This window comes from Methylopila turkensis (assembly GCF_027922325.1).
Taxonomy (GTDB): domain Bacteria; phylum Pseudomonadota; class Alphaproteobacteria; order Rhizobiales; family Methylopilaceae; genus Methylopila; species Methylopila turkensis.
Window position 1 is genome coordinate 1,319,271 of record NZ_BSFL01000001.1, and the last position, 26,639, is coordinate 1,345,909.

Here is a 26,639-nt window from a genome sequence, read left to right on the forward strand (position 1 = left end):
CGTCGCGCGGCCGTGCGTCGCCGGATTCCACCTCCGTCCGGGGCGCCCTGAGGCCTACAGCATGACCAGCGAGATCGACCCTGCGGACCCGAACCGAGAGGCCCGCTTCATCCGCAGCGTGCTCGCGGCCTCCGAGGACTGCATCAAGATCCTCGATCTCGACGGCGCCCTCGTCTTCATGAGCGAGGGCGGCCAGAAGGTGATGGAGGTCGACGACTTCGAGCGGCTCCGCGGCTGCCAATGGCCCGACGTATGGACCGGCGGCGCCGCCGCCCACGCCAGGGCCGCGATCGCGGCGGCGCGGGCGGGCCGAAGCTACCGCTTCCAGGAGATGGCGAACACCGCGCGCGGCAATCCCCGCCACTGGGACGTGCAGGTGACGCCGATCTTGGGTCCGGACGGCCGGCCGGAGTCGATCCTCTCCGTCTCGCGCGACGTCACCGCGCTGAAAGAGAGCGAGGAGCGCTACAAGCTGCTCGCGGCGGAGCTGCATCATCGCATCAAGAACACGCTCGCGCTGACCCAGTCGGTCACGGCCCAGACGCTGCGCGCGGGCGGCGAGGCGCTGGCGCCCTACCGCGCCCGGATCGACGAGCGGCTGGTGGCCCTGGCTCGCGCCCAGGACATGCTGTTTCAGGCCGAGAGCGCGGAAGCGCAGCTCGACGCGCTGGTCCGCAGCGTGCTGACGCCTCATGATTTGGAAACGCGGATCGTCATCAGCGGCCCGCCGGTGCGCCTGCGCGACCGCGCCGCCACCGCCATGACGCTCGCGATCCACGAACTCGGCTCCAACGCCGCCAAGTACGGCGCGCTGTCCCGGACCGAAGGCCGCGTCGCCCTGACCTGGAACTGCGGAGACGACGCGTTCCACATGGAGTGGCGGGAAACCGGCGGCCCGCTCGTCGCGCCCCCCACCCGGCGCGGCTTCGGCTCCCAGCTTATCGAGAAGACGCTGTCCATGCAGCTTCGGGGCAAGGCCGTCGCCGACTACCGTCCCGAAGGCGTCGTCTTCCGTCTTGAGGCGCCTCTCGACGCGCTGCTCGCCCGCGAATGATCGTCTCCGGATTATGTGACGGGACTGTCGTATCGCGAGCGATCCGCCTATAGGACAGGACGAAACCGGGCCTGCAGGCTCCGCCCCGTTATCGCGACACCATCGGCGCCCATGTTGAAGATCCGCGTCATTCCCTGCCTCGACGTCAAGGACGGCCGCGTCGTCAAGGGCGTCCAGTTCGTCGACCTGCGCGACGCCGGCGATCCGGTGGAGGCGGCGATCGCCTATGACGCCGCCGGCGCCGACGAGCTCTGCTTCCTCGACATCACCGCGAGCCACGAGGAGCGGGCGATCCTGCTCGACGTGGTCGCTCGCACGGCGGAAAACTGCTTCATGCCGGTGACCGTCGGGGGCGGCGTGCGCTCGGTGGATGACGTGCGGGCGCTGATGCTCGCGGGCGCGGACAAGGTCTCCATCATGTCGGCGGCCGTGAACGACCGCTCGGTCGTCGCCCGCGCCGCCGACAAGTTCGGCGCCCAGGCGATCGTGGTCGCGGTCGACGCCAAGAAGGTTTCCGGCGCGGGCGAGGCCGACCGCTGGGAGGTGTTCACCCACGGTGGCCGGCGGCCGACCGGGCTCGACGCCGTGGCCTACGCCGCGGAGGTGGCCGCGCTCGGCGCCGGCGAGATCCTGCTGACCTCCATGGACAATGACGGGGCCAAGGACGGCTACGACATTGCGCTGACCCGGGCGGTGGTGGACGCGGTGCCGGTGCCGGTGGTCGCCTCGGGGGGCGTCGGAACCCCGGCCCACATGGTGGACGGCGTGGTCAAGGGCGGGGCGAGCGCCGTGCTGGCGGCCTCGATCTTCCATTTTGGCGAGTTCACCATCGGCGAGGCCAAGGCCGCGATGGCCGCGGCCGGACTGCCGGTGCGTCTCGACCCGGGCGCTCAGGGCGCCTGACACAGCGCGCGTCGACGGGAGATGACGACGGCATGACGACCCCCTTCACCCTCAACGATCTCGCCGCCATCGTCGAGAGCCGCGCCGCGGCCGATGCAGGAAGCTCCTACACCCGCTCGCTGATCGAGGCGGGGCCCGCGCGCGTCGCCAAGAAGCTCGGCGAGGAGGGCGTGGAGGCCGCGCTTGCGGTCGCCTGCGGGGCCAAGGTCGAACTCGTCAGCGAGGCCGCCGACGTGCTCTACCACTTGATGGTCGCGCTTAAGGTCCGGGACGTCTCCATAGCCGAGGTGATGGCGGAGCTCGAACGCCGCACGGCGCAGTCCGGCCTCGCGGAGAAGGCCGCCCGGAAGAGCTGATGGACGATCGCCCGCGCGTTTCGAATCCCTCGCCCTACGCCACCTTCGGCCGCGCCGCCTGGGCGAAGCTGCGCGCCGACACGCCGATGACGCTGGACGCGGCGGATCTCGACCGGCTGAGTTCGCTGAACGACCCGATCGACATGGACGAGGTCGAGCAGATCTACCTGCCGATCTCGCGCCTGCTCGCGTTCTACGTCACCGCGCGCCAGCAGCTGTTCCGGGCGACGCAGCGCTTCCTCGGGCACAGCGAAACCAAGGTGCCCTATGTCATCGCAGTGGCGGGCTCGGTCGCGGTCGGCAAGTCGACCACGGCGCGCGTGCTGCGCGCCCTGCTCGCGCGCTGGCCGGCGACGCCGAAGGTGGACCTCGTCACCACGGACGGCTTCCTGCTGCCGAACGCCGTGCTCGCCCGCGAAGACCTGATGAGCCGCAAGGGCTTCCCGGAGAGCTACGACGTCCAGGCGCTGCTGCGGTTCATCTCCGACATCAAGGCCGGCAAGCGCGAGGTGGCGGCGCCGGTCTACAGCCATCTCGTCTACGACGTGGTGCGCGGCGAAAAGATCGTCATCGATCAGCCGGACATCGTCATCCTCGAGGGCCTCAACGTGCTCCAGACCGGCGACAAGCCGAAGAACGGCCGTGTGGCGCCGTTCGTCTCCGACTTCATCGATTTCGGCATCTTCCTCGACGCCGACGAGCCGCTGCTGCACCGCTGGTACGTCGAACGCTTCATGCAGCTGCGCGAGACCGCCTTCCGCGACCCGCAGTCGTACTTCCGAAAGTACGCTCAGGTCTCAAAGCAGGAGGCGCTTGAGCAGGCGGAGAAGCTCTGGGCCGAGATCAACCTGCCCAACCTGCGCAAGAACATACGGCCCACGCGCCCGCGCGCCGACCTGATCCTGAAGAAGGGCAAGAGCCACCGCATCGACGAGGTGCGGCTCAGGAAGATCTGATCAGCGGGACGAAAGGCTCAGGCCCGCCGGCCGGAGCCTCTCCGGATCAGAGTCCCTCGAACAGCGCGGTCGAGAGATAGCGCTCGGCGAAGCTCGGGATGATGATCACGATGTTCTTGCCGGCAGCCTCCGGGCGGGCTCCGATCTCGAGCGCCGCCGCGACCGCCGCTCCGGACGAGATGCCGACCGGCAGGCCCTCGAGCCGCGCGACCAGACGCGCGGTCTCGAACGACGTCTGGTTGCCGACGGTGATGACCTCGTCGATCACCGAGCGGTCGAGGATGCCCGGCACGAAGCCGGCGCCGATGCCCTGAATCTTGTGCGGACCGGGCTGGCCGCCGGACAGAACCGGCGAGTCCTCGGGCTCCACCGCGACGATCTTGAGCGTGTCCTTGCGCGGCTTCAGCACCGAGCCGACGCCGGTGATGGTGCCGCCGGTGCCGACGCCGGAGACGACGTAGTCGACGGTCCCCTCGGTGTCGTTCCAGATCTCCTCGGCGGTCGTGCGGCGATGGATCTCGGGGTTCGCCGGGTTCTCGAACTGCTGCGGAATGACCGCGTTCGGGATCTCCTTGACCAGCTCCTGCGCCTTGGCGACGGCGCCCTTCATGCCCTTCGGACCCTCGGTCAGCACGAGCTCGGCGCCGAGCAGCGCCAGCATCTTGCGGCGCTCGATCGACATGGTTTCGGGCATGACCAAGATGAGACGGTAACCGCGCGCGGCCGCCACGAAGGCGAGCGCGATGCCGGTGTTGCCGGAGGTCGGCTCCACCAGGACGCTGTCCGGCTTCAGCACGCCGTCGCGCTCGAGCGCGTCGATCATGGCGACGCCGATGCGGTCTTTGACGCTCGAGATCGGATTGAAGAACTCGAGCTTCGCCAGCAGGTTCGCCTTGACGCCCTTGTGCTTGGCGAGCCTGTCGAGCCGGACCAGCGGCGTGTCGCCGATGGTGTCGGTGATGGAGTCGTAAATCCGGCCGCGACCGGGCGCGCGCTGCGCGACCTCCGTCGGCTTCAGGGCGGGCTGCGTCATAGCGACGTCTCCTCAGGCGGCGGACCGTCCCATGGGCGGCCCGCGTTCGATTGGCTTCACCGCGACGATAGCGATGTCACAGCAGCATGTCGATGAACGCCTAATTTATCATACTTATATTGTAAAATCGTAGCTCGGCCGGCTGTCGGCGAACACGGAGCGGCGTTCGGCCTCGTTGCAGAGATCGTCGACGTTGATCTCGTCGAGACGCTCGAGAAAGCTCTCCGAAGCCGAGCGGATCATCGGCTTGACCACGTCGACGACGAGCTGGGAGCCGTCTCGTTCGGCGTCCTCGATCGAGCCTGGCTCATCGCTTTCGCCGAGCGCGGCGCGGACGATGTCGGCGATGGTGATGCGGCGGCGCTCGCGGGCGAGTTCGTAGCCGCCGCGCGGGCCCCGCACGCCTTTCAGGATGCCGGACCGGACAAGCACCTGAAGAAGCGTCTCCAGATGGCGGGGGGGCAGCCCGTGGCGGGCGGCGAGCGTCTTGGCGGCGATAGGCGTTGGACGCGCGTGGTAGGCGATGTCCACGACGGCGGCGACGGCGAGCAGGCTGCGGCGCGGCAGCAGGTTCATACGTTCTGGTCCTTCCGCTTCACCGTCCGGTTGAACCGAACCCGCCCTCCCCTCGCGTGGTGGGGTCGAGCGCATCCGTTTCCGTCACTTCCGCCCGCGCCACCGCCGCGACGACGAGCTGCGCGATCCGCGCGCCGCGCGAGACGAGGAAATCCTCCTCGCCCAGATTGACGAGCAGAACCTTGAGCTCGCCGCGGTAGTCCGCGTCGATGGTCCCCGGCGCGTTGAGCACCGTCACGCCGTGGCGGAACGCCAGTCCCGACCTCGGCCTGACCTGGGCCTCGAAGCCGACTGGGAACTGGAGCACCAAGCCTGTGGGGACAAGGGCGCGGGCGCCCGGCGCGAGCATGATCGGCGCATCTTCCGGCACGGCCGCGGCGAGGTCCATTCCAGCGGCCGCCTCCGACTCGTAGCGCGGCGCGGGCAGGCCCTGCCCATGGGCCAGCCGGACGAACCTGATCTCCGTCATTGCGACGCTCCCAGCCGGCCGGCGAAATGGGCGACCAAGGCCTCCGCCACCGCCTCCTTGCTCATGGTCGTCCAAGAGTCGACCCCGTCCGCGGTCACGAGATGGACGGTGTTCGAGACGCCGCCCATGACGCCGCCGGCATGCGACACGTCGTTCGCGACGATCAGATCGCAGCCCTTGCGCGCGAGCTTGGCGCGCGCGTTGTCCAGCACGTTCTCGGTCTCGGCGGCGAAGCCGACGACCAGCGTCGGGCGGCCTTCCCCGCGGCGGGCGACGGTCGCGAGAATGTCCGGGTTCTCGACCAGCGTCAGCGCCGGCGGCCCCCCGGCCCCCTTCTTCATCTTATGCGCGGCGTCGGTCGCGACGCGCCAGTCGGCGACCGCCGCGGCGAACACGGCGACGTCCGCCGGCAAGGCCGCCTCGACCGCGGACAGCATCTGGCGGGCGCTTTCCACGTGGATCACCGTGACGCCCGCCGGATCGGGGATCGCGACCGGCCCGGACACCAGCGTGACCTCGGCGCCCGCCCGCGCCGCGGCGGCGGCGATGGCGTGTCCCTGCCGGCCGGACGAACGGTTCGCCAGCACCCGGACGGGATCGATCGGCTCGTGGGTCGGCCCGGAGGTGACGAGCACGCGCCGGCCGGCGAGCGCCCCGGACGACGGCCGCAGCCGGTCCTCGACCGCGGCCACGATGGCGAGCGGCTCGCTCATGCGCCCAAGGCCGCTTTCGCCGCGCTCGGCCATCAGGCCGATCTCCGGGCCGACGAAGCTCACGCCCTGCGCTTCGAGCCACGCCACGTTGCGGCGGGTCGCGGGATGCGCCCACATCGTCGGGTTCATCGCCGGCGCCGCGAGGATCGGCGCGGTCGTCGCCAGCAGCGTCGTCGAGGCGAGATCGTTGGCGAGGCCGTTCGCCATTTTGGCGAGCAGATCGGCGGTCGCCGGCGCGACCAAAACCAGATCGGCGTCGCGCGCGAGCCGGATATGGCCGACATCCTGCTCCTGCGTCAGGTCGAACAGCTCCTGGAACACGGGCTCGGCGGTCAGCGTCCCGACCGACAGCGGCGTCACGAACTCCGCTCCCGCCTTCGTCAGGATGGCGCGCACGGAGGAGCCTCGCTCCTTCAGCCGTCGGATCAGGTCGAGCGACTTGTAAGCGGCGACGCCGCCGCCGATCACGAGCAGGATGCGGGGCGCGGTCACGGGGCGGGGTGGTCCCAGGGGTTGATCACGGTAAGTCCCTCCGCTCCGAAATCCGACACGTTCCTGGTCGCCACGGCGAAGCCCTTCGAAAGCGCGATGGCGGCGATCTGAAGATCAGCCGTCGTTCGGGACAATCCCTTCGCGCGGCGCTCTGACGATATCTGGGCGAAGGCGCTCACCGCCTCCGCGCCGAACGGCAGGATCCGCCCGTCGAGATCGATCATGATCACATCGCGCGTGGCCTGAAGCGTCAGTTCCTTCCGACGTCCGCTCGGCATCGCGTACACGCCGGCCAGAAGCTCGGCGTAGGTCACGCTTGTCACCCAGAGAGCGTCCAGCGGCTGGCGTTCGAGCCAAGCGACGGCGGCGGCCGAACGCGTCTCACGCGAGCGGGTGAGTTCCGATATCACGTTCGTGTCCAGAACGATCATCGTCCGGCGTCGTCGCTGTCCGGCGGATCGCGCAACGGCGTCCGCGACGGCAACTCCAGCTCCACGCCGCCCAGCGGATCGAAACGGGCCGCGATCGCCTCCGCCAGGTTCCTGTAGGGCTTTCGCTCGGCGCGCCGACGCCGCTCGACCGCTTCGCGCAACAACTGACGCACGTCCTCCTCCATCGAACGGCCCCGCTCGGCCGCCTGAACGCGGAGCTCGGCTTTGATCGCATCATCGAAGTTGCGGACCGTCAGCGTCGCCATGATCGCCTCCGTCAAGAACGTGACAGCCATGCTAGCATTGACTTCGTTGCCGGCAAAGCGGGAGGCTACCGGAACAGGTAGACCACAACCCCCAGCGCGAGCACGACGAGCGCCAGATTGCTCCAGAACGCCGCCCGGCGGACACCGCCGACGATGGCCTGGATGCTGTCCTCGGAGTAGCTCAGGCCGCCATGGACGACCTCCTCGAGGTCGACCGAGATGCGCTCGAGCCGCAGCAGAAGCTCCGGCCCGGCCGCGATGCCGCGCGCGAGCTGCCGGAGCTCGTCGACGGCGTTTTCCGCGATCCCAATCGGGCCGAGGTTGCGTTCGAGCCATTCGCGCACCACCGGCGCCGCGGTCGCCCACATGTCGAGCTTCGGGTCGAGCGAGCGCGCGACGCCCTCGACCACGACCATGGTCTTCTGAAGCATCAGCAGCTCGGGCCGGGTCTGCATCTGGAACAGCTCGGTGACCTCGAACAGCAGCGTCAGCAGCTTCGCCATGGAGATCTGGTCGGCAGTGCGGGAGTGGATCGGCTCGCCGATCGCGCGCAGCGCGCGTGCGAACTCGTCCACCGACTGCTCGGGCGGCACGTAGCCCGCCTCGAAATGCACCTCGGCGATGCGCCGGTAGTCCCGCACGATGAAGCCGTGGAGAATCTCGGCGAGGAAGCGGCGCTCCTTCATGCCGAGCCGGCCGGTGATGCCGAAATCGACCGCGACCAGCCCGCCGGCGGCGTCCACGAACAGGTTGCCGGGGTGCATGTCGGCGTGGAAGAAGCCGTCGCGCATGGCGTGGCGCAGGAAGGTCTGCATCACATGGCGGCCGAGCGCCGGGAGATCGTGGCCGGCGGCCGCGAGGCCGGCGCGGTCGGACAGCTTGACCCCGTCGATCCACTCCATGGTCAGCACGCCGCGAGCGGTGCGCTCCCAGTCGACGGCGGGCACGCGGAAGCCCGGATCGGCGGCGGTGTTCTCCGCGATCTCCGACAGCGCGGCGGCCTCGAGCCGGAGGTCCATCTCGATCGCGACCGAGCGGGCGAGCGTCTCCACCACCACCACCGGCTTCAGCCGGCGCGTCTTCGGCGCGAAGCGCTCGATCAGCCGCGCGATCCGGAAGAAGGCCTGGAGGTCGCGCCCGAAACGATGGGTCACGCCCGGCCGGAGCACCTTCACCGCCACGACGCGCTCGCCGAAGGCGTCGCTCACCGTCGCCCGGTGCACCTGCGCGATCGAGGCCGCCGCGACAGGGGGTCCGAGATGCGTGAAGCGGCTCGAAAGCGGCGCGCCCAACGCCTCGGCGATTGCCGCCTCGGCGAGCTCCTGCGGGAACGGGTCGACCTGGTCCTGCAGGCGTTCGAGGTCGCGCGCGGTCTGGATGCCGACCACGTCGGGCCGGGTCGCGAGGAACTGGCCGAGCTTGACGTAGGACGGCCCAAGCCGCTGCAGGGCGCGGGCGAGGCCTTCCGCGCCGTCGCGCGCGCTGCGGCGCTCGATCAGCCGGCCGAGGCCGACCAGCGTGCGGGCCGCGGGCGGCAGATCGATTGGATCGACGAGCCGTAGCGCGCCCTCGCGCGCCATGACGAACCCTGCGCGGGCGAGACGAAGAAGGCTGGGAACGGCGCCGAACGCGGACACGCGATCGGGCGCCTAGATCCGAAAGCCGACGTGGAGCGCCGCGACCCCGCCGGTGAGCGGCGTCGCCGTGACCTGCTCGAAGCCGGCCTCGCGCATCATGTCGGCGAACGTCTCGGCGTCGGGAAAGCGCCGGATCGACTCCACGAGATACTGGTAGGGCTGCGCGTCGCCGGCGACCATCTGGCCGATGCGCGGGATCACGTTGAACGAGAACGCGTCGTAGACCCGGTCGAGCACCGGCACGTCGACCTTCGAGAACTCCAGCACCAGCGCCCGGCCGCCCGGCTTTAGCGCCCGGCGCATCTCCTTCAGCGCGGCGGGAATGCGCGGCACGTTGCGGATGCCGAAGGCGATCGTCACCGCGTCGAACGAACCGCTCGCGAACGGCAGCTCCTCGGCGTTGCCCTGCACGAACTCGACCCGGTCGCCGAGCTTCTTCTCGCGCGCCCGCTCGCGGCCGACGTCCAGCATGGCGCCGTTGATGTCGAACACCGTCACGGCGACGCCCTGTCCGCCGTGCTTCAGCGCGCGGAAGGCGATGTCGCCGGTCCCGCCCGCGACGTCGAGCAGCTTGAACGCGCGCGGGCCCTTGGGAAGCCCGATCGCCGTGACCATGGCCGACTTCCACGCCCGGTGCAGGCCGCCCGACATCAGGTCGTTCATCAGGTCGTAGCGCGACGCCACCTTGTGGAACACATCGTCGACAAGGCCCTGCTTGTCGTCGAGCCGCACGTCGGAGAAGCCGAAATGGGTCGCTTCGTCGTCGGGCTTGGAATCGTGGCGGTCCATGGCGTCCTCGGGAGGCTTCCGCAGCCTCGGGCGGGCGGAACCTAGCGTGCGGGGCCGCGCGGCGCTAGACACGGCGCCTCGACGGCCGCCATTCGCGAGAGAGCATCGATGCCCGAACTTCCCGAGGTCGAGACCGTCCGCCGGGGGCTGGCGCCGGTGATGGAGGGCCGGCGCATCGAGAGCGTGGAGGCCCGCCGCCCGGACCTGCGCTTTCCTTTCCCCGAACGTTTCGCCGAGCGTCTCGCCGGCCGCACCGTCACCTCGCTCGGCCGGCGGGCGAAGTATTTGCTGGCCGATCTCGACGACGACGAGGTGCTGGTGATGCATCTCGGAATGTCGGGCTCGTTCCGCGTCGAGCTGCCGGACGCGGCGATTGCGCCCGGCGCCTTCCACCACCCGCGCTCCAAGGCCGCGACGCACGACCACGTGCGCTTCGCCTTCGCCGGCGGCGCCTCGATCACCTACAACGACCCGCGCCGGTTCGGCTTCATGACGCTGTTGCCGCGGGCGAACCTCGAAGCGCATCCGCTGTTTCGGCACGTCGGGGTCGAACCGCTCGGCAACGCGCTCGACGGGGCGCTGCTGCTGAAGCTGTTCGCGGACCGGAAGACGAGCCTGAAGGCCGCCCTGCTCGACCAGCGGCTGATCGCGGGGCTCGGCAACATCTACGTCTGCGAGGCGCTCAACCGCTCGCGCCTGTCGCCGACGCGCGCCGCGGGAACGCTGAAGCCGAGCCAGGCCGAGGCGCTCGCCGGCGCCATCCGGGCGACGCTCGAGGACGCGATCGCCGCGGGCGGCTCGACGCTGCGCGACTTCGCCCACGCCGACGGCGCGCTCGGCTACTTCCAGCACGCGTTCCGGGCTTACGACCGCGAGCACGAGCCGTGCGCGACGCCGGGCTGCCGCGGCGTGATCCGGCGCATCGTCCAGACCGGCCGCTCGACCTTCTTCTGCCCGGAGTGCCAGAAGTGACCGTCATCCCGGACGGCGAAGGCCGAACCGGGATCGTGCTACGGATATGGCGCTCTGTCCTGCGCACGATCCCGGCTCTCGCCTACGCTCGGCCGGGACGATGACGTTCTCCCATCGCGAGGCCCTCATGACCGACGCAGCTTACGAAACCATCCTGGTCGAGACCCGCGGCGCGGTGGGGCTCGTGACCCTCAACCGCCCCAAGGCCCTCAACGCGCTGAACGCCCGCCTGATCGGCGAACTGGGCGACGCGATCCAGGCCTTCGAGGCGGACCAGGCGGTCGGCGCCGTGGTCATCACCGGAAGCGAAAAGGCCTTCGCCGCGGGCGCCGACATCACCGAGATGGCGTCGAAGAGCTTCACGGAAGTCTACTTCGCCGATCTCGGCGGCGCATGGGCCCGGCTCGTCGCCTGCCGCAAGCCGCGGATCGCGGCGGTCTCAGGCTACGCGCTCGGCGGCGGTGCAGAGCTGGCGCAGATGTGCGACGTCGTGATCGCGTCCGAGACCGCGAAGTTCGGCCAGCCGGAGATCACCCTCGGCATCATCCCCGGCTTCGGCGGCACCCAGCGGCTGACGCGGGCGATCGGCAAGGCCAAGGCGATGGACCTGATCCTCACCGGCCGGATGATGGACGCTGAGGAGGCCGAGCGCTCCGGGCTCGTCTCGCGCGTGGTGCCCGGCGACCGCCTGCTGGATGAGGCGCTGTCGGCCGCGGCGAAGATCGCGTCGTTCTCGCGCGCCGCCGTGCTCGCCGCGAAAGAGGCCGTGGAGGTCGCCCACGAGACGGGCCTGTCCGAGGGCGTGCGCTTCGAGCGCCGCGCGTTTCAGGCGCTGTTCGCCACCGAGGACCAGAAGGAAGGCATGGCCGCCTTCGTGGAGAAGCGCAAACCGGCCTTCCGCAACCGCTGAGGCCTCACAGCGCGCGCTGGTAGATCCGCCACGTCTTGGTGCGCCGGGCCGGCATGCCGGCGACGAGGTGGATGACGTTGCGGTTGTCCTCCAGCATCCAGCTCACCTCGAGGCGTGTTGCGCCCGCCTTGCGCGCCTTCTCGACGGCGTCCGCCAGCAGCATGGCCGCCGCCATCGCGCCGACGCGGGTGCCGCGCCAGCCGCGCCGGACGCCGATGATCGGCACGCGGACACGGCTGAGGCCCGCGACCTTGAGCCGCCAGAGCAGCTTGGCCCAACCGAACGGCGCGAGCCGGCCGCCGAGATCGTGGATCGCCTCGTTCAGGTCGGGCGCCATGGTGAGGATGCCGATCGGCTCGCCGCGCCAGTCGGCGATCGTCGACCAGTCGCGCGGCAGGATCGGCTGGGCGAGTTCGGCCAGGAACCGCGCCTCGTCGAGCGTGACCGGCACGGCGCCCCAGTTCACCGACCAGCCGTCGTTGTAGACGTCGTTGATGGTGGCCACCGCGTCCGGGCCGACGGCGCTGCGCAAGGTCAGGTCGGCCGCTGACCGCCACTTCGATCGCGCCCGCGCGACGCGCTCCGGCAGCCGGCTTTGCGCGAGTTCGCCCTCGTAGCCGACGATGTCCTTCACGCCGCGGAAGCCGAGCCGTTCGAGCTGGCGCGCGTAATAGGGCGGCGCGTAGTTGGTGTGGGTCGTCGACGGCGTGTCGAAGCCCTCCACCAGCAGCCCGCATTCGTGATTGACCGAGGCGCTGTAGGGCCCGGTCACCTGCGTCAGGCCGCGCTCGCGGAGGAAGCCGAAGGCGGTCGCGAACAGCGCGTCCCAGACCGCGTCGTCGTCGATCGCCTCGAGGAAGCCGAAATGGCCGGCGCCGTCGCCATGGGCCGTGAGATGGGCGTGGTGCTTGACCGCGTAGATCCGCCCGACCGGCGCGCCGCCCCGGAACGCCGTCCAGGCCTGGCCGTCATTGGCGCGGGCGAAGGGCGTCGCGCCGGGCGTCAGCGTCTCCTTCAGCTCCTGCAGGAGCGGCGGCGAGAAGTTCGGGTCGCCGCCCTGCGCGGCGAGCGCCGCGCGCCAGAACGGCTTCAGGTCGCGCGCGGATCGGACGGGGCGGACGTCGACCGCCGACGATGGGTGCTGGACGGGCGGCAAGCGGTCAGCCCGGCCTCGTGGCCTTGGCGAGCGCGGCCGCCATCTTGATGCCGAAGCCGGCCTTGGCGAGCTTGGCGTGCTCGTCCGCCGTGACGGCGACCGCCTCGTCGATCTGGTCGAAGGAATGCTCGCTCGTCAGGAAGAAGCGCAGCCGCGCCGAACGCTCCGGCACCGCCGGATGCACGATCGGCAGCGCGTTGACGCCGCGCTCCAGCAGGCGGTTCGCGAGGTGCACGGCGCGCAGGCTGTCGCCCACCATCACGGGCGAGATCGCGAAGCCGGCGCTGTCGCCGACATCGAGACCGGCCTGCTTCGCCTTCTCCACGAAGCGCAGCCCGTTGGCGCGCAGCTTCGCCACGCGCTCCGGCTCCCGCTCCAGCACGTCAAGCGAGGCGATGGCCGCGGCCGCGACCGGCGGCGGCATGCCCACGGAGTAGACGAAGCCGGGCGCCGTGAATTTCATGTATTCGACCAGCGCCTTCGAGCCCGCCACATAGCCGCCGCAGCCGGACAGCGTCTTGGACAGCGTGCCCATCCAGATGTCGACCTCGTTCGGATCGACGCCCTGCTCCTCGGCCACGCCGCGCCCGGTGCGGCCGAGCACGCCCAGCGAATGGGCCTCGTCCACCATCAGCCAGAAGCCGTAGCGCTCCCGCAGCGCGACCAGCCGGGGCAGGTCCGGGATGTCGCCGTCCATGCTGTAGAGGCCTTCGACGACGACCAGAACCCGGTCGTGGCCGTGGGCGTGCTGGCTCAGCAGTTCGTCGAGCGCGTCGAGATCGTTGTGCGCGAACATCCGCCGGGTCGCGCCCGAGAGCGTCGCGCCGACCACGATCGAGTTGTGCGAGAGCGAGTCGTACAGGATCAGGTCGTTCGGCCGCATCAGATGGCCGAGGATCGCCACGTTGGTGGCGTGGCCGCTGACGAAGACGACCGCAGCCTCGACGCCGACGAAGCCGGCGATGCGCGCCTCGAGCTCCTGGTGGATCGGCCGCTCGCCCGCCACCAGACGGCTCGCCGAGACCGAGGTGCCGTATCGGTCGATCGCGGCCTTGGCGGCCTCCGCGACCGCGGGATGCCCGTTCAGGCCGAGATAGTTGTAGGAGGCGAAGTTGACGTGCGCCCGGCCGTCGATCTCGGTGGTCGCGCCCGCGCGGCCGTCGTGCAGGCGGAAGAATGGGTTCGGCACGTTCAGCAGCGAGGCGACGGCCTGCTGCGTATGGATGTCCTTCAGCTCCGGCAGGTCGGCGAAGCGGTTGCGCGCGCGCTTCGCCCGCGGCCGCGGCGCCGCGACGCCCTCTTCGGCCGGCTTCGGCGCGGACGACCGCAGCGCGCCGAGGATGCCGTCCTTCGCGGAGCGCGAAAGCCCGCCCATGCCACGCCGGACGCTCATCCCGCGGCTCCGCCGAGGGCGGCGCGGCGCGCCTCCACCGCCTCGCCGAACTCCGCGAGGTCCTCGTGGCCGACGTCGTCGGCGATGTGGCGCTGAACGAGGTCGGCGTTGACGGCGCTCGTCTCCGCGCCGGCGTCCGGATCGTGGATGCGGGCGACGATCGACTGCGCGATCGTGATGAGCGTCGTCGAATCGCCGATCGCCACCAGCGGCAGCTCCACGTCGAACCGCCGTTCCACGCTCATGCGCAGCTCCAGTCCCATCAGCGAATCCATGCCCAGCTCGGCCAGCGGCCGCTGCGGCGAGATTTCTTTCGCCGGCAGCTTCAGGATACGCGCGACCTCCCCCGCCAGGATTTCGGCCACGATGTCGCGGGCGGCGCGGGCGTCCTTGCCGCGCACCAGCGCCGCGAGGTCGATCTGCTCCACCGCGTCCTGCGGCCCCATCTCGGCGCCGGCCAGAACCTGCGCGAACATGGGCGAGGCGAGATAGGCGAGATCGCGCCGGGCCGCAGCCCAGTCGATCGGCGCGATCGCGACGACGGCCGCTTCGGGCGCAGGATCGCCGGCGGCGAGCACGGTCCCGAGACCTTCGAGCGCCTCGGCGCCCGAGAGCGTGGCGTGGCCGAGACGGCGCTGGATCTTCTCCTTCACCTCGCCGGTGCGCGCGAGGTAGCCGACGTCGCCGAGCGCGCCCCAGGCGACCGCGAGCGCGGGCCTGCCCGACCGACGGCGGTTTCGCGCCAGCGCTTCAAGCCACGCATTGGCGGCGACGTAGTTCGCCTGGCCCGGATTGCCGATCACGGTCGTCGCCGACGAGTAGATCACGAACTGGCCAAGCGGATCGTCCGCGGTCAGGCGGTCGAGCGCCTTGGCGCCGTCGATCTTGGGGCGCAGCGCCGCCTCGAACCGCTCGGCGTCGAGATTGGCGAGCAGCGCGTCCTCCAGCACCATGGCCACATGCCACGCGCCGCCGATCGGCCCAAGCGCCGCGCGGACGTCCTTGAGCACGACGTCCAGCGCCGCCGCGTCCGCCGCGTCGCAGGCGTAGGCGCGAACCGTCGCGCCGAGCGCCTCGAGCCGGGCGACGCCCGCGGCCGCAGCCGCGCTCGTCGCGCCCGAACGCCCGATCAGCGCGAGCTTGGTCGCGCCATGAGCGACCAGCCATTCCGCGGTGGCGAGGCCGAAGCCGCCGAGGCCGCCGACCAGCACATGCGCGCCGTCCGCCGAGCGGAACGGCTCGGGCGCGGAGGCCGGCAGGTCGGCCGGGTCGAGCGGCCGCACCACGATCTTGCCGACATGGCCGGACTGCTGCATCAGCCGGAACGCGTCGCCGACCTCCGTCGCCTCGAAGGCGCGGTAGGGCAGCGGCGCGAACACGCCCTTGCCGAACAGCTTCAGCACGTCCCGGAACAGCTTGCGGCCGAGTTCCGGCCGGTGGACCAGCAACTGGTCGGCGTCGATGCCGAAGTAGGAGATGTTGCGCCGGAACGGCCTCAGGCCCAGCCGGCTGTTAGCGTAGAAGTCGCGCTTGCCGAGCTCGAGGAAGCGCCCGAACGGCTTCAGCGTCGCGAGGCTGCGCTCGATGGCTTCGCCGAACAGCGAGTTCAGCACCACGTCGACGCCTTGTCCGCCGGTGAGGCGCTTCACCTCGTCCATGAATTCGAGGCTGCGGCTCGACAGCACATGGGTCGCGCCGAGGGTGCGCAGCAGGGCGCGCTTCTCGTCGGAGCCGGCGGTCGCGACGACCTTGGCGCCCCTCCATTGCGCGATCTGCAGCGCGGCCAGGCCGACGCCGCCAGCGCCGCCATGGATCAGCACCCACTCGCCGCGCTTGATGTTGGCGAGTTCGACCAGCGCGTAATAGGCCGTGAGGAAGCAGACCGGGATGGTCGCGCCCTCTTCGAAGGCGAGCCCTTCCGGCAGCGGCGCGACCGCGATCTCCGGCACGGTGACGTGGCTTGCGAAGGCCCCGGAGGCGAAGGCCACTACGCGGTCGCCGACCGCGAGCCCCGACACGCCGTCGCCGACCGCGGTCACGACGCCCGAGCATTCGATGCCGAGGCCGGGACCGGCGAAGCCGTCCTCCAGCGCCTCTTCCGGCAGTAGGCCGAGCGCCCACATCACGTCGCGGAAATTGAGCCCGACGGCGGCGACCTCGATCGCCACCTCGCCCGCGGCCGGCGGCTTCAGCGGCGCCGCGCGCCACGCGACGTCGTCGAGCCCGCCCTCGCGGCCGGTGTCGAGCGCGGCGGCGCGCGGCGCTCCGGAATCGCCCGCCTGAGGTGCGAGCGGCAGCCCGTGCCGCAGCCGCGGCGCGCGGACGCCGTGGGCGTTGATGACCAGCTCCACGTCCGCGCGCGGCGCGGCGATCTCGGCGGCGACCGCGCGCGCGGCCTCGTCGGTCCCGAGATCGGCGGAGACGTCGATCAGGCGGATGTCGTGGCCGCGGAACTCGTTCCGCACTACGCGCAGGAAGCCTGCGAGCGCGGCCTGGTCGGCGCGCTCGCCCGCGACGCCGACGGCGCCTGACAGGCTGCCCGGCGCCACCACCCACAGTCGCGCGTCGACCGCGGTGGCGGCGCGGACCAGCCCGAGCAGCCAGCCGGCGCGCAGCGTCGCCGTCGCGGCGTCGTCCGGGCCCTCGCCGTCGAGCGCCACGACGACTTCGGGCTTCGGGCCGTTCTTCGCTGCGGCCGTGAGGCCGAGCTCCGCCGGCTCGCCCCAGGGACGGGGCGCGTGGCGACCGTTCCCGTTCGCGCCCGAGGTGGCGGCATGAAGGCTTGCGGCGCGGCCGTCGCCGTCCAGCGCCCGCGCGAGCGACTGCGCAAGCGCGCCGCGCCCGCCGGCCGCCTCGCCCACCACCAGGACGCCGGCCCGCCCGGCGACCGCGTCGTCGCCGGCCCGCCGGCGTCGGGTGGCGAGCACGAGGCTGGTCGGAGCGCGGGCGCCGTCGAGGGCGAGGACCGCATGGTCGGAAAGCCGGGCGTCGGCGAGATCGGCCGTCCACTCGCCCGCCTCGCGGGCGAAGCCGGCCGCGTCATGATCCGCCTCGAAACGCTCGAACCACGACGGATCGAGGCCGAACACCACGTCGAGGAACGCGGACGGCTGGAGCGCCGCCAGCGCGAGCGCGCCGTTGTCGGCGAGACGGCCGGCGAGCCTGCGGACCGCCTCCGGCGAGGCGAGCGCGCGGCCCCATCCGAGAGCGCCGACGACGAGGTCGAACACGTCGGCGTCGCCGCCGTCGACGGCGGGATCGAACGCCGTCACCGCGACGCCCGGCCGCCCGGCGAAGGCGAACCGCAGCCGCTCGACGGCGGTCGCGTCCGGATCGCTGACCGTGAGCGTCACCCGCGGGTCAAGGCCAAGCTTCGCCAGGGCGCGCGTCAGCGCGCCCGTCCCGGCGGCGATCTCGAGGATGCGGATCGGCCTGTCGGCCGGAGCGTCCGCGACCAGCGCCCGGACGAGGTCCGCGACCGCGCGGACGCCGTCGGCGACGAGCGGCGCCGCCGAACCCGCATGGGCGAGGGTGGCCGCGCCGAAAGGCGCCCCTTCTTCGGCGCCTAAGGCGAGCACCCGCGGCATGAGCGCGAGCGCGCGGGAGGCCATGACGCATTCTGCGCCGCGGTCCGGGTGGTCGGCGAGGACGGTGCGCACGATCTCCGCCGCGCGCGGCAGGCCGGTGGAGGGCGCGAGCGTCCAGACGTCGCCCGCGCGGGAGGCGTGGCCGCGCTGCTGCAGCAGGGCGAGCAGCCGACCGGCGTAGCGCACGGAGGTCGGCGCGAGACGCCCACGGCGCACGAGGTCGGCGAGCGTCGCGGGCTTGCGGCCGCGGCCGAACACGCCGGACAGCGCGTCATGCGCGGCCACGACCGCGAAGGCCTCCAGCAGCAGGTCGTCGTCGGCGCGCTCCGGCGCGTCGGTGACGAGACCGAGCGCGCGGGCGCGCGCCACGATGTCCGAGGCCGCGACCGCGGCGGCCTCGGGCGCGCCGGGCGCCGGGCCGACCAGCGCCGGCGCCACATGATAGGCGAGCCGTTCGAGCGGAGTGCGGCGGGCGAGCGTCACGGCGCGGAAGCGCGCGTCGCGCAGCGTGGCGATCACCTCGCCCGCGGCGTCGGTGAGAGTGAAGGTCGCGTCGATCGACCGCGCGCTGAAGCGCCGGATCGCGATGTCGGCGCGCGCGATCGTGGCGCCGGGCCTGAGCAGCCTCAGCGCGCCGAACCGCATCGGCAGGTAGGTCACGTCGGGCCGGTGGCCGTGCGCGCCGAACAGCGCCAGCAGACCGTGGAAGCAGGCGTCGAAATCGGCCGGGTGCAGGCCGTAGCGCGCGTCCCGTGGACCGCGCGCCGCCTCGGGCGCGAGCGTGACGACGAGACGGTCGGGCGTCGGACGTTCGATCCGCTCGGCGACCTGGAACGACGGGCCGAAGTCGAGCCCGTGCTGGCCGGCGAGCGCGTAGAGCTCGGCGCCGGAATAGGTTTCGCCGGCGTCCGGGGCCGGCGCCGGCGCTTCGGCGGCGAGGCTCGGCGGCGCGCCGACGCGGCCGACGGCGTGCAGCGTCCAGTCGTCGGAGCGGAGCCGCGGCCGGCTCAGGATCTCGACGGTGCGGCTCTCCGGCGACATCCGGGTGCGGACCTCGGTGATGGAGTCGGCGTCAAGCGTGAGCGCGTGACTGATCTCGAAGTCGAGCAGTTCGACCGCCTCGACGCCGAGCCAGGCGCGGCCCGCGGCGAGCGCCATCTCAGCGAGCGCCGCGCCCGGGATGACCACGCGCCCGCCGACCTTGTGCTCGGCGATCAGCGGCGCGTTCGCCGGATCGAGATGCGCGATCCAGTCGTCCGCGAAGGCGCGCACCCGCGCCCCGATCAGCGGGTGGCGATCGTAGCCTTGGTAGAGCGACTCGCCGTCGGCCGTCATGCCCACCGCGAAGCGGGAATTCTGCCAGGGGTATCCGGGCAGGCGCACGGCCGGGCCGTTGAGCTTGCCGAACACCTGGTCCCGCGTCACGCGTCCGCCCTTGGCGACGACGCGGGCGAGCGCGCGGCGGACCGGGTCGTGGTCGCCGGGGCCGTGGTCGTCGCAACTCAGGACGCCGGCCGGAATCTCCGCCGCCGCCAGCACGTCGCTGACGTAGGTCTGCAGCACCGGGCGTGGGCCGATCTCCACGAAAACGCGGGCGCCCGCCGCGGCCGCCGCCTCGACGGCGTCGGCGAAGCGCACGGGCTGTCGGACGTTGTCCCACCAGTAGCCGGCGTCGAGCGTCGCGCCGTCGGTCAGGGCGCCCGTGACGCTCGACACGAAGGCGATCTTGCCGGCCTTGGGCTTCAGCGTGGCGAGGTCGGCGAGCAGCGGCGCCCGGACGCCTTCGATCAGCCCGGTGTGAAACGGATAGTCGATGTCGAGCACGCGCACCGCGATCCGGCGCCCGCGGGCGAAGCGCCCAAGCTCGCGGATCTCGGATTCGGGGCCGGACACCGTGACCGAGCGGGCGCTGTTGACCGCCGCGATCTCGACGCCGGCGAAGCCGCCGTCTGCGAGCAGCGTCTCGACCTCGTCGGCCGGCAGCAGCACCGCCGCCATCACGCCGGCCTTCCACGCGATCTCCTGATGAAGGCTGCGCGAATGCACAACGGCGCAGGCCTGCTCCAGCGTCAGCGCGCCGGCGGCCAGCGCTGCGGCCACTTCGCCGACCGAATGGCCAAGCACGACGTCGGGCGTGACGCCCGCGGCCGCGAGCGCGGCGGTCGTCGCCTCCTGCACGGCGAACAGCAGCGGCTGTGCGAACTCCGCGCGCTTGAGCCGGTCTGCCAGATCGTCGGCGAACAGGACCTCCTTCACCGACCATCCCGCGAGCGCGCCGAAGACGGCGTCGATCTCGTCGAGGCGGGCGCGGAACGCCGCGTCCTGCGCGTGCAGCCGGCGGCCCATGCCGGCCCATTGTGAGCCGTTGCCGGAATAGGCGAAGGCGACGGGCGCCTCGCGTCCGACCGCGCTGTCGAGGGTCGCGCCGGGGGCCTCGCCCGTCTCGGCGAAAGCGGCGAGCGTCGGGCCCCATGTGGCGGGATCGTCGCTCTCGAGCACGAGGCGGCGGCCGAGCAGGTCGCGCGTCGCGGCGACGCTGGTCGCCACGTGCCGCGCGCGGGCGACGTCGCGGCCTTCGAGCGTCTTCGCGTAAGCCGCGGCGAGCTCCGTCAGCGCCTCGCGCGAGCGCGCCGAGAGCGCGAGCACCGGCGCCGGGCCGCCGGCCTCGACGGCGCGCGGCGAGGAACGGCCGGCGCGGTCGTCCGGCGTCGGGTCGCAGACGATGACATGGGCGTTGGTGCCGCCGAAGCCGAAGGAGTTCACGCCCGCGTAACGCGCGCCGGCGCCGCGCGGCAGCGGCGTCGCCGCGGTCGCGACGGCGAGCTTCAGCTCGTCGAACGGGATGTCGGGGTTGAGCGCCGTGACGTGGAGCGAGGCCGGTAAGAGGTCGTGCTCGAGCGCGAGATCGGCCTTCAGCAGGCCGACGAGCCCGGAGGCCGCCTCGAGATGGCCGACATTGGTCTTGACCGAGCCGATCGGCAGCGGCGGCCCCTTGCGGGCCTTCAGCAGGCCGCCGACCGCCCCGGCTTCCGCCGGATCGCCGACGCGCGTGCCGGTGCCGTGCGCCTCGATGAAGGCGAGCCGTTCGAGATCGATATCTGCCTCGCGATAGACCCGCTCCAGCAGCGCGAGCTGAGCGTCGGGCGAGGGCAGCGACATGCCGACGGTGCGGCCGTCGGAATTAACGTCGGACGCGGCGATCATGACCCGCATGCGGCGGTGCGCCGCGCGGGCGGCGTCGGCGCGCTCGATCACCACCGCGACGCCGCCTTCGGCGCGCACGTAGCCGTCCGCGTTGGCGTCGAAGGCGCGGCAGCGGCCGCCCGGCGACAGCATCGTGGCCTGCGCGAAGGAGATGAACGGGAACGGGCTGCCGAGGATGTTGACGCCGACCACGATCGCCCGCTCGATCCGGCCGGAGCGGAGAGCTGCGACCGCCTCGTTCAGCGCGACGAGCGAGGACGAGCAGGCGGTGTCGACCGTGAAGCTCGGGCCGCGCAGGTCGAACAGGTACGAGATGCGGTTCGAGACGATCGACAGCGTGTTGCCGGTCGCGAAGTAGGGGTCGGCCGAGGCCGGGTCGAAGATGATGCGGTTGCCGTAGTCGAGCGCCGAGGCGCCCACGAACACGCCGGTCTCGCCGCCGGCGATCGACGAAGGCGGAATCCCTGCGTCCTCCAGCGCCTCCCAGACGAGCTGCAGCGCGAGGCGCTGCTGCGGATCCATCTGCTCGGCCTCGCGCGGACTGACGCCGAAGGCCGCGGGATCAAAGGCGTAGATGTCGTCGAGAACGCCGGCCGCGAAGGTGTAGCTCTTGCCCGGCTCGCCCTTGCGGGGGTGCAGGTAGCGAGCCGACGACCATCGCTCCTCGCCGATCGAGGTCACGGCGCAGCGGCCTTCGGAGAGCAGCCGCCAGAAGGCCGGGACATCGGGAGCGCCGGGAAGCCGACACGAACGTCCAACGACGGCGAGAGGCGCGGTTTTTTTCATGAGCGACGACGCGGACCTGCCTCGATTGCTGCGCCCCGCGCCTGCCGGCGGAAGGCGGACGCGCGCCGCCCCGGAGCGACGCGACCGAATCGCGAAACCTCGGCCGGGCGCCACATGGTCGGACGCGCGTGACGGAAACGTGACGGTCGAAGGGGGCGCAGCCGAGATATCCCGTCTGCCTCAGGGCCTGTCAAGCGCGCGGCGACGTTCGCCCCGCGACGGCCGGCGGGCCGGAACGTCGCCGTTTCGCAGGTTACGCCTGTCGTCGAACGCGCCGGCGCGAGCCGAGCCATGTGTTCCCCTTGCCTGCGGAACGGCCTTCACGGACCGCTCCCGCCGACAGGCTACACGACTTTGGGAGCGCTCCGCCATCGTCCTCTGCGCGATGCGGGAACCGGAGCCTTACGGCTTGGAGAGCCGCCGCGCGTTGGCCCGCACGGCGCGCGCGGCGGGGCGCATCGCCGCTTCGCCGGCCGCGACCATGACGCCGGCGGCGGCCATCGGCGAAGACGTCACGCCAAGCCGGCTGAGCACGCGCCCGGCCGCCATTCCGCCTTCCCAGGCGGCCATGACCTTCTCCGACATCATGCGCTGGGCTTCCGCCGCGCCGGCCGCTGTGGGCGAACAGCCCTCCTGGGCCATGCGCGCGACGCGGGTCGCGACCACGAACCCGGCGAAAGGCCCCATGGCGGCGAACCCGCCGACGAGCGCCGCCTGGCGCCGCCAGAGGTCGAAAATGTCGGATGTCATGCGCGCTGGGCGCTCCTGGTTCGGGCAGGCCGGCGCTCCGTTTCGGGACAGCCATGCGTGAGCGGACCTTGGACCCGACGTGCGAGCTGGTCCATGCTGCTTTCGGCCGCGCCTGCTTCGCGCCCCACACCACATCCTCGCCATGAAGCGAGCGTCATGCGTTTCACCGACATCGGCCGCGCCCTGTTCGGGCGGCCTTACCTCCTGCTCTCCCTCACCTCGCTGTTCTGGGCCGGCAACATCGTGCTGGGCCGGTTCGTCGCCGGGCACATTCCGCCGATCGCGCTGGCCTGGATGCGCTGGAGCGGCGCGGCCTGCATCCTGCTCGCCTTCGCCTGGCCGCACCTGAGGCGCGACTGGCCCTTGGTCCGCGCCAACCTGCCCCTGCTGACGCTGCTCTCCTTCACGGGCGTCAGCGTCTACAACGCGATGGCCTATTGGGGTCTGCAGCGCACGGAGGCCCTCAACGCGCTGCTGATCCAGTCCACCGGACCGCTGCTGATCGCGCTGTGGGGCTTCGCCCTGTTCCGGGAGACGCTGTCCGCGCGCCAGTTCGCCGGCGTCACCGTCTCGCTCGCCGGCGTCGCGGTGATCATCACCCGGGGCGATCCGGCGGCGCTCGCCGACCTCCGGCTGAACCCCGGCGACGTCTGGGTGCTTTCGGCGATGATCCTGTATGCGCTTTATTCCGCCCTGCTCCGGATCAAGCCCGCGATGCACTGGCTGTCCTTCGTGGCGGCGACGAGCGCGCTCGGCGCGCTGCTGCTGACGCCCGCCTTTCTCTGGGAGCTGGCGCAGGGCCGCGCGCCGACCGCGGACGCCACGACCTTCGCGGCGATCGCCTACGTCGCGGTGTTTCCCTCCACGCTCGCCTACCTGTTCTTCAACCGCGGCGTGGAGCTGATCGGGGCGAACCGGGCCGGGCCGTTCTTCCACCTCATGCCCGTTTTCGGTTCCGTTCTCGCCATCGCCTTCCTCGGCGAACGGCCCGCCGCGTTTCACGCGATCGGCTTTCCGCTGGTGCTGCTCGGCGTGTTCGTCGCCTCCCGCGCCGCGCGGCCCGCGCCGCCGCCGTGAGCGATCAATTGAGAACCTCGTCCGGGCCGGACTTCACCCTCAGCAGGTTGAACCGCAGCGACACCGTGCAGCCCGAAATCGTCCAGAAATTCGCGAACGTCGCGGTCACGTTGATCGAGCTCGTGTCCGTCGCCGGCGTGGCCGGGGCCTGCGTCCACGCGGTGATCCCGCCCGCGCGGCTCGCCACGTTGAGCGTCGAGCCCACCGACTGGCCGGAATAGTTGATCCCCGCCCGGAACGTGTTGGCGGGAACGGTCATGGCGAAGCTCGCGCGCGTCGTCACATAGGCGAGATAGCTGTCGCCGCTGTTGCCGAAGGCCGGATAGGCCGGGCGATAGGTGATCCGCGCGTAATCTCCGACCGTCGCCGAGTTGCCGCAGGCGGTGCTCGCGGCCGTCACCGCGGCGCTGCCGACATACATGATCTCGGCGTTCGCGCCCGTCGCGAACGCGGCGGCGACGCAACCTGCCAGCACGGCGGTCTTCATGGCGGCGAGGCTCCGGGTGTCGATGCGTCAGGGACGCGGCGAATAGGCCGCGCGGAACGTCACGGTGCAGTTGTTGATGGCGAGAAAGTGCGCGAGCGCGCCCCGGTACTCGATGAACACGGTGGCGGCGGTGATGGTCGCCGGGATCGAGCTGAAGCGGGCGTAGGTGGCGGCGCGGTTCGCGAGCAGCACGCCGTTGTGCGCCGCCCCGAACGACGCGTAGGTCCCGGACGCCTCGCCCGGCGTGCCCGGCATGATGTAGACCGCGTTGGCCTGGCCGTCGTGATTGAAGCTCATCCGGGTGGTCGTGCCGTTGGCCCCCAGCCCCGCGGGCCGCAGCAGCGTGCGTAGCACCGTGCCGACGCCGATCGTCTGCCGTTCGTTCTTGTTCGACGTGCAACTGGGCGTGACGGTGAGGATCGTCGCCTCGCCCTGCCACACCACAGTCGTCGCGGACTGGGACTGCGCCTGCGTCGCGACGGTGGAAGCCATGGCGACCGCGGCCGCCGCGACAAGCCCGATGCGCGTCATGGGGCGGGCCTCGTGATCGGGAACGGTCCGCGACGCGGACCCGTCCAGGTGAAAACCGAACGCCATGCGCACAAAAAAGAACCGGCCCCAAGAGTGGAGCCGGTCCTGTCCTGTCTCAATCCCGGACGAGTACGTACGCCCGACGGCGTACGGAGGCGGGGCTCCCGCCCCTTGGCGCGTCAGGCGATGCCGTCGATCGTGCCGTCGGGCAGCAGCTTGATGTTGGCCGAGGCTGGAACCTTCGGCAGGCCCGGCATGGTCATGATCTCGCCGCAGACCACCACCACGAAGCCCGCGCCGGCCGAGAGCCGGACCTCGCGGATCGGCAGCGTGTGCCCGGTCGGGGCGCCGATCGCGTTCGGATCGGACGAGAACGAGCTTTGGGTCTTGGCGATGCAGACCGGGAACTTGCCGTAGCCGGCGTCCTCCCAGTCCTTGAGCTGCTTCTTGATCGCGGGCGACGCCGTCACCTTGTCGGCGCGGTAGATCTCTTTCGCAATCGTCTCGACCTTCTCGAACAGCGGCAGGTCTTCGGAATAGAGCGGCTTGAAATTCGAGGGCTCCTCGCCGGCGATCTTCACCACCGCGCGGGCGAGACCCTCGGCGCCGGCGGCGCCGTCCGCCCAATGCTTGCAGACCACGGCCTCGACGCCGAAGTCCTCGCGCACCGCCTTCTGCAGCGTCTCGATCTCGGCTTCGGTGTCGGCGAAGAAGTGGTTGATGCCGACCACCACCGGCACGCCGAACTTCTTGGTGTTTTCGATGTGGCGTCCGAGGTTGACGAGGCCCTTCTTCAGCGCCTCGACGTTCTCGGTCTTGAGGTCGTTCTTGGCCATGCCGCCATGCATCTTAAGCGCGCGCACGGTCGCGACGATCACCACGACGTCCGGCGCGAGGCCGGAGAAGCGGCACTTGATGTCCATGAACTTCTCGGCGCCAAGGTCGGCGCCGAAGCCGGCCTCGGTCACGGTCCAGTCCGCGAGCTTCATCGCCGTCGTGGTCGCGATCACCGAGTTGCAGCCATGGGCGATGTTCGCGAACGGGCCGCCATGGATGAAGACCGGCGAGCCGTCGATCGACTGCACCATGTTGGGACGCAGCGCGTCGCGCAGCAGCACGCCGAGCGAGCCCTGCGCATCGACGTCCCTGGCCGTGATCGGCTTGCGGTCGGGCGTGTAGGCCACGACGATGCGGCTGATGCGCTCCTCGAGGTCGTGCAGGTCGTTGGCGAGACAGAAGATCGCCATGATCTCGGAGGCGACGGTGATGTCGAAGCCGGCCTCGCGGGTGTAGCCGTTCGTCGGCGCGCCGACGCCTGAGATGATGGAGCGCAGCGTGCGGTCATTCATGTCAAGCACGCGCCGGAACACGATGCGGCGCGGGTCGATGTTGAGCGGATTGCCCCAATAGAGCGAGTTGTCCACGAGAGCGGCGAGCAGGTTGTTCGCCGAGGTGATGGCGTGGAAGTCGCCCGTGAAATGCAGGTTGATCTGCTCCATCGGGATGACCTGCGCCTTGCCGCCGCCGGCCGCGCCGCCCTTCACGCCGAACACAGGCCCGAGCGACGGCTCGCGCAGGCACATGATGGCCTTCTCGCCGATGTAGTTCAGCGCGTCGCCGAGGCCGACGGTCGTGGTGGTCTTGCCTTCGCCCGCCGGCGTCGGCGAGATCGCCGTCACGAGCACCAGCTTCGCGCCCTCCTTCTTCGGAAGGCCCGCGATGAAGCGGTCGTCGACCTTGGCGATGTGCTTGCCGTGGAGGTGGAGGGCGTCTTCGGGAATGCCGGCCTTGGCGGCGATCTCGGTGATCGGCTTGAGCGTCGCGGCGCGGGCGATCTCGATGTCGGTCGGCATGAAGCGGTGTCCCGAGGCGTCAGAAAAAAGGGCGAGGCCGATGCGGCCGGTCGCTTTTTTCACCTGCCGGACGCGGCTTCGCAACCGTGTCCGAGCACCGCAGACGAAGGTCTATGCCTCGGGACAGAGGCGAATCGCGGGTCCCGCGCAGGGCGCCGGAGCCGCGAGAACCGCATGGCGGCGCGCGATGTCGGCGAGCCGGTCGGCTGCGGCGACGATCGCGGATTCGCAGGTGGCGAGCAGCAGGAGAAGCAGCGG

At 71.3% G+C, this 26,639-nt stretch carries 22 protein-coding genes; 7 read left to right on the top strand and 15 right to left on the bottom strand.

Going from position 1 to position 26,639, the window contains the following annotated elements; genetic code table 11:
- Nucleotides 1-61: 61 nt before the first annotated feature.
- The 4 genes from PKE78_RS06370 (at nucleotide 62) to coaA (ending at nucleotide 3,269) form a co-directional block, all read left to right on the top strand.
- Nucleotides 62-1,054, top strand: coding sequence for a sensor histidine kinase (locus PKE78_RS06370; RefSeq protein ID WP_271199984.1), 993 nt, complete (start codon nucleotides 62-64; stop codon nucleotides 1,052-1,054).
- A gap of 111 nt (nucleotides 1,055-1,165) precedes the next feature.
- Entirely contained in the window at nucleotides 1,166-1,957 is a 792-nt protein-coding gene (gene hisF / locus PKE78_RS06375; RefSeq protein WP_271199985.1) for an imidazole glycerol phosphate synthase subunit HisF, read from the top strand.
- Nucleotides 1,958-1,989: 32 nt separating this feature from the next.
- Nucleotides 1,990-2,313, top strand: coding sequence for a phosphoribosyl-ATP diphosphatase (locus tag PKE78_RS06380; RefSeq protein WP_271199986.1), 324 nt, complete (start codon nucleotides 1,990-1,992; stop codon nucleotides 2,311-2,313).
- Nucleotides 2,313-3,269, top strand: a complete 957-nt coding sequence (coaA, locus tag PKE78_RS06385; RefSeq protein ID WP_271199987.1) for a type I pantothenate kinase — start codon at nucleotides 2,313-2,315, stop codon at nucleotides 3,267-3,269. Before PKE78_RS06380 ends, coaA begins: the two co-directional genes overlap by 1 nt.
- A 46-nt stretch (nucleotides 3,270-3,315) precedes the next feature.
- Here coaA and cysK read toward each other — a convergent pair whose 3' ends face one another.
- The 8 genes from cysK to ubiE all read right to left on the bottom strand — a co-directional run bounded on the left by cysK (nucleotide 3,316) and on the right by ubiE (nucleotide 9,675).
- Nucleotides 3,316-4,302 (bottom strand): cysteine synthase A, encoded by a 987-nt coding sequence (gene cysK / locus PKE78_RS06390; RefSeq protein ID WP_271199988.1) that lies wholly within the window; start codon nucleotides 4,300-4,302, stop codon nucleotides 3,316-3,318.
- Between the two features lie 114 nt (nucleotides 4,303-4,416).
- Nucleotides 4,417-4,878, bottom strand: a complete 462-nt coding sequence (locus PKE78_RS06395) for an RrF2 family transcriptional regulator (RefSeq protein WP_271199989.1) — start codon at nucleotides 4,876-4,878, stop codon at nucleotides 4,417-4,419.
- Between the two features lie 19 nt (nucleotides 4,879-4,897).
- On the bottom strand, nucleotides 4,898-5,347 hold the full coding sequence (gene dut / locus PKE78_RS06400) for a dUTP diphosphatase (protein WP_271199990.1): 450 nt from the start codon (nucleotides 5,345-5,347) through the stop codon (nucleotides 4,898-4,900).
- Complete coding sequence (gene coaBC / locus PKE78_RS06405; RefSeq protein WP_271199991.1) at nucleotides 5,344-6,552, bottom strand: bifunctional phosphopantothenoylcysteine decarboxylase/phosphopantothenate--cysteine ligase CoaBC; 1,209 nt, start codon at nucleotides 6,550-6,552, stop codon at nucleotides 5,344-5,346. The genes dut and coaBC overlap by 4 nt, the downstream gene beginning before the upstream one ends.
- Complete coding sequence (locus PKE78_RS06410) at nucleotides 6,549-6,983, bottom strand: type II toxin-antitoxin system VapC family toxin (protein WP_271199992.1); 435 nt, start codon at nucleotides 6,981-6,983, stop codon at nucleotides 6,549-6,551. Before PKE78_RS06410 ends, coaBC begins: the two co-directional genes overlap by 4 nt.
- Nucleotides 6,980-7,249 (bottom strand): FitA-like ribbon-helix-helix domain-containing protein, encoded by a 270-nt coding sequence (locus PKE78_RS06415; RefSeq protein ID WP_271199993.1) that lies wholly within the window; start codon nucleotides 7,247-7,249, stop codon nucleotides 6,980-6,982. The genes PKE78_RS06410 and PKE78_RS06415 overlap by 4 nt, the downstream gene beginning before the upstream one ends.
- A gap of 65 nt (nucleotides 7,250-7,314) precedes the next feature.
- Nucleotides 7,315-8,886, bottom strand: coding sequence for a 2-polyprenylphenol 6-hydroxylase (gene ubiB / locus PKE78_RS06420; protein ID WP_271199994.1), 1,572 nt, complete (start codon nucleotides 8,884-8,886; stop codon nucleotides 7,315-7,317).
- Between the two features lie 12 nt (nucleotides 8,887-8,898).
- Nucleotides 8,899-9,675: a bifunctional demethylmenaquinone methyltransferase/2-methoxy-6-polyprenyl-1,4-benzoquinol methylase UbiE gene (gene ubiE, locus PKE78_RS06425; protein ID WP_271199995.1), complete on the bottom strand. Its 777-nt coding sequence runs from the start codon at nucleotides 9,673-9,675 to the stop codon at nucleotides 8,899-8,901.
- 108 nt (nucleotides 9,676-9,783) lie between these two features.
- On the opposite strand from ubiE, the gene mutM reads away from it, so the two are divergent.
- Together mutM and PKE78_RS06435 are read left to right on the top strand one after the other, a co-directional pair.
- On the top strand, nucleotides 9,784-10,647 hold the full coding sequence (gene mutM, locus PKE78_RS06430; RefSeq protein ID WP_271199996.1) for a bifunctional DNA-formamidopyrimidine glycosylase/DNA-(apurinic or apyrimidinic site) lyase: 864 nt from the start codon (nucleotides 9,784-9,786) through the stop codon (nucleotides 10,645-10,647).
- A 127-nt stretch (nucleotides 10,648-10,774) separates the two neighbouring features.
- Nucleotides 10,775-11,557 carry an enoyl-CoA hydratase gene (locus PKE78_RS06435; protein ID WP_271199997.1) on the top strand — a complete coding sequence of 261 codons (783 nt, stop codon included), beginning with the start codon at nucleotides 10,775-10,777 and terminating at the stop codon, nucleotides 11,555-11,557.
- 4 nt (nucleotides 11,558-11,561) lie between these two features.
- Here PKE78_RS06435 and PKE78_RS06440 read toward each other — a convergent pair whose 3' ends face one another.
- The 4 genes from PKE78_RS06440 to PKE78_RS06455 all read right to left on the bottom strand — a co-directional run bounded on the left by PKE78_RS06440 (nucleotide 11,562) and on the right by PKE78_RS06455 (nucleotide 22,433).
- Nucleotides 11,562-12,713, bottom strand: coding sequence for a hypothetical protein (locus PKE78_RS06440; protein WP_271199998.1), 1,152 nt, complete (start codon nucleotides 12,711-12,713; stop codon nucleotides 11,562-11,564).
- Between the two features lie 4 nt (nucleotides 12,714-12,717).
- Nucleotides 12,718-14,106, bottom strand: coding sequence for an aminotransferase class I/II-fold pyridoxal phosphate-dependent enzyme (locus PKE78_RS06445; protein WP_271199999.1), 1,389 nt, complete (start codon nucleotides 14,104-14,106; stop codon nucleotides 12,718-12,720).
- Nucleotides 14,103-21,683 carry a type I polyketide synthase gene (locus tag PKE78_RS06450; protein WP_271200000.1) on the bottom strand — a complete coding sequence of 2,527 codons (7,581 nt, stop codon included), beginning with the start codon at nucleotides 21,681-21,683 and terminating at the stop codon, nucleotides 14,103-14,105. The genes PKE78_RS06445 and PKE78_RS06450 overlap by 4 nt, the downstream gene beginning before the upstream one ends.
- 402 nt (nucleotides 21,684-22,085) lie before the next feature.
- Nucleotides 22,086-22,433 carry a hypothetical protein gene (locus PKE78_RS06455; RefSeq protein WP_271200001.1) on the bottom strand — a complete coding sequence of 116 codons (348 nt, stop codon included), beginning with the start codon at nucleotides 22,431-22,433 and terminating at the stop codon, nucleotides 22,086-22,088.
- 156 nt (nucleotides 22,434-22,589) lie between these two features.
- Here PKE78_RS06455 and PKE78_RS06460 point away from each other — a divergent pair, with 156 nt between their 5' ends.
- Nucleotides 22,590-23,510 carry a DMT family transporter gene (locus PKE78_RS06460; protein WP_271200003.1) on the top strand — a complete coding sequence of 307 codons (921 nt, stop codon included), beginning with the start codon at nucleotides 22,590-22,592 and terminating at the stop codon, nucleotides 23,508-23,510.
- Between the two features lie 4 nt (nucleotides 23,511-23,514).
- On the opposite strand, the gene PKE78_RS06465 is transcribed toward PKE78_RS06460, so the two are convergent.
- The 3 genes from PKE78_RS06465 to PKE78_RS06475 all read right to left on the bottom strand — a co-directional run bounded on the left by PKE78_RS06465 (nucleotide 23,515) and on the right by PKE78_RS06475 (nucleotide 26,381).
- Nucleotides 23,515-23,997 carry a hypothetical protein gene (locus tag PKE78_RS06465; RefSeq protein ID WP_271200004.1) on the bottom strand — a complete coding sequence of 161 codons (483 nt, stop codon included), beginning with the start codon at nucleotides 23,995-23,997 and terminating at the stop codon, nucleotides 23,515-23,517.
- A 27-nt stretch (nucleotides 23,998-24,024) separates the two neighbouring features.
- Nucleotides 24,025-24,528: a hypothetical protein gene (locus PKE78_RS06470; RefSeq protein ID WP_271200005.1), complete on the bottom strand. Its 504-nt coding sequence runs from the start codon at nucleotides 24,526-24,528 to the stop codon at nucleotides 24,025-24,027.
- A gap of 179 nt (nucleotides 24,529-24,707) precedes the next feature.
- A complete protein-coding gene (locus PKE78_RS06475) occupies nucleotides 24,708-26,381 on the bottom strand; it encodes a formate--tetrahydrofolate ligase (RefSeq protein WP_271200006.1) in 1,674 nt (557 codons plus the stop codon).
- Nucleotides 26,382-26,639: the final 258 nt, after the last annotated feature.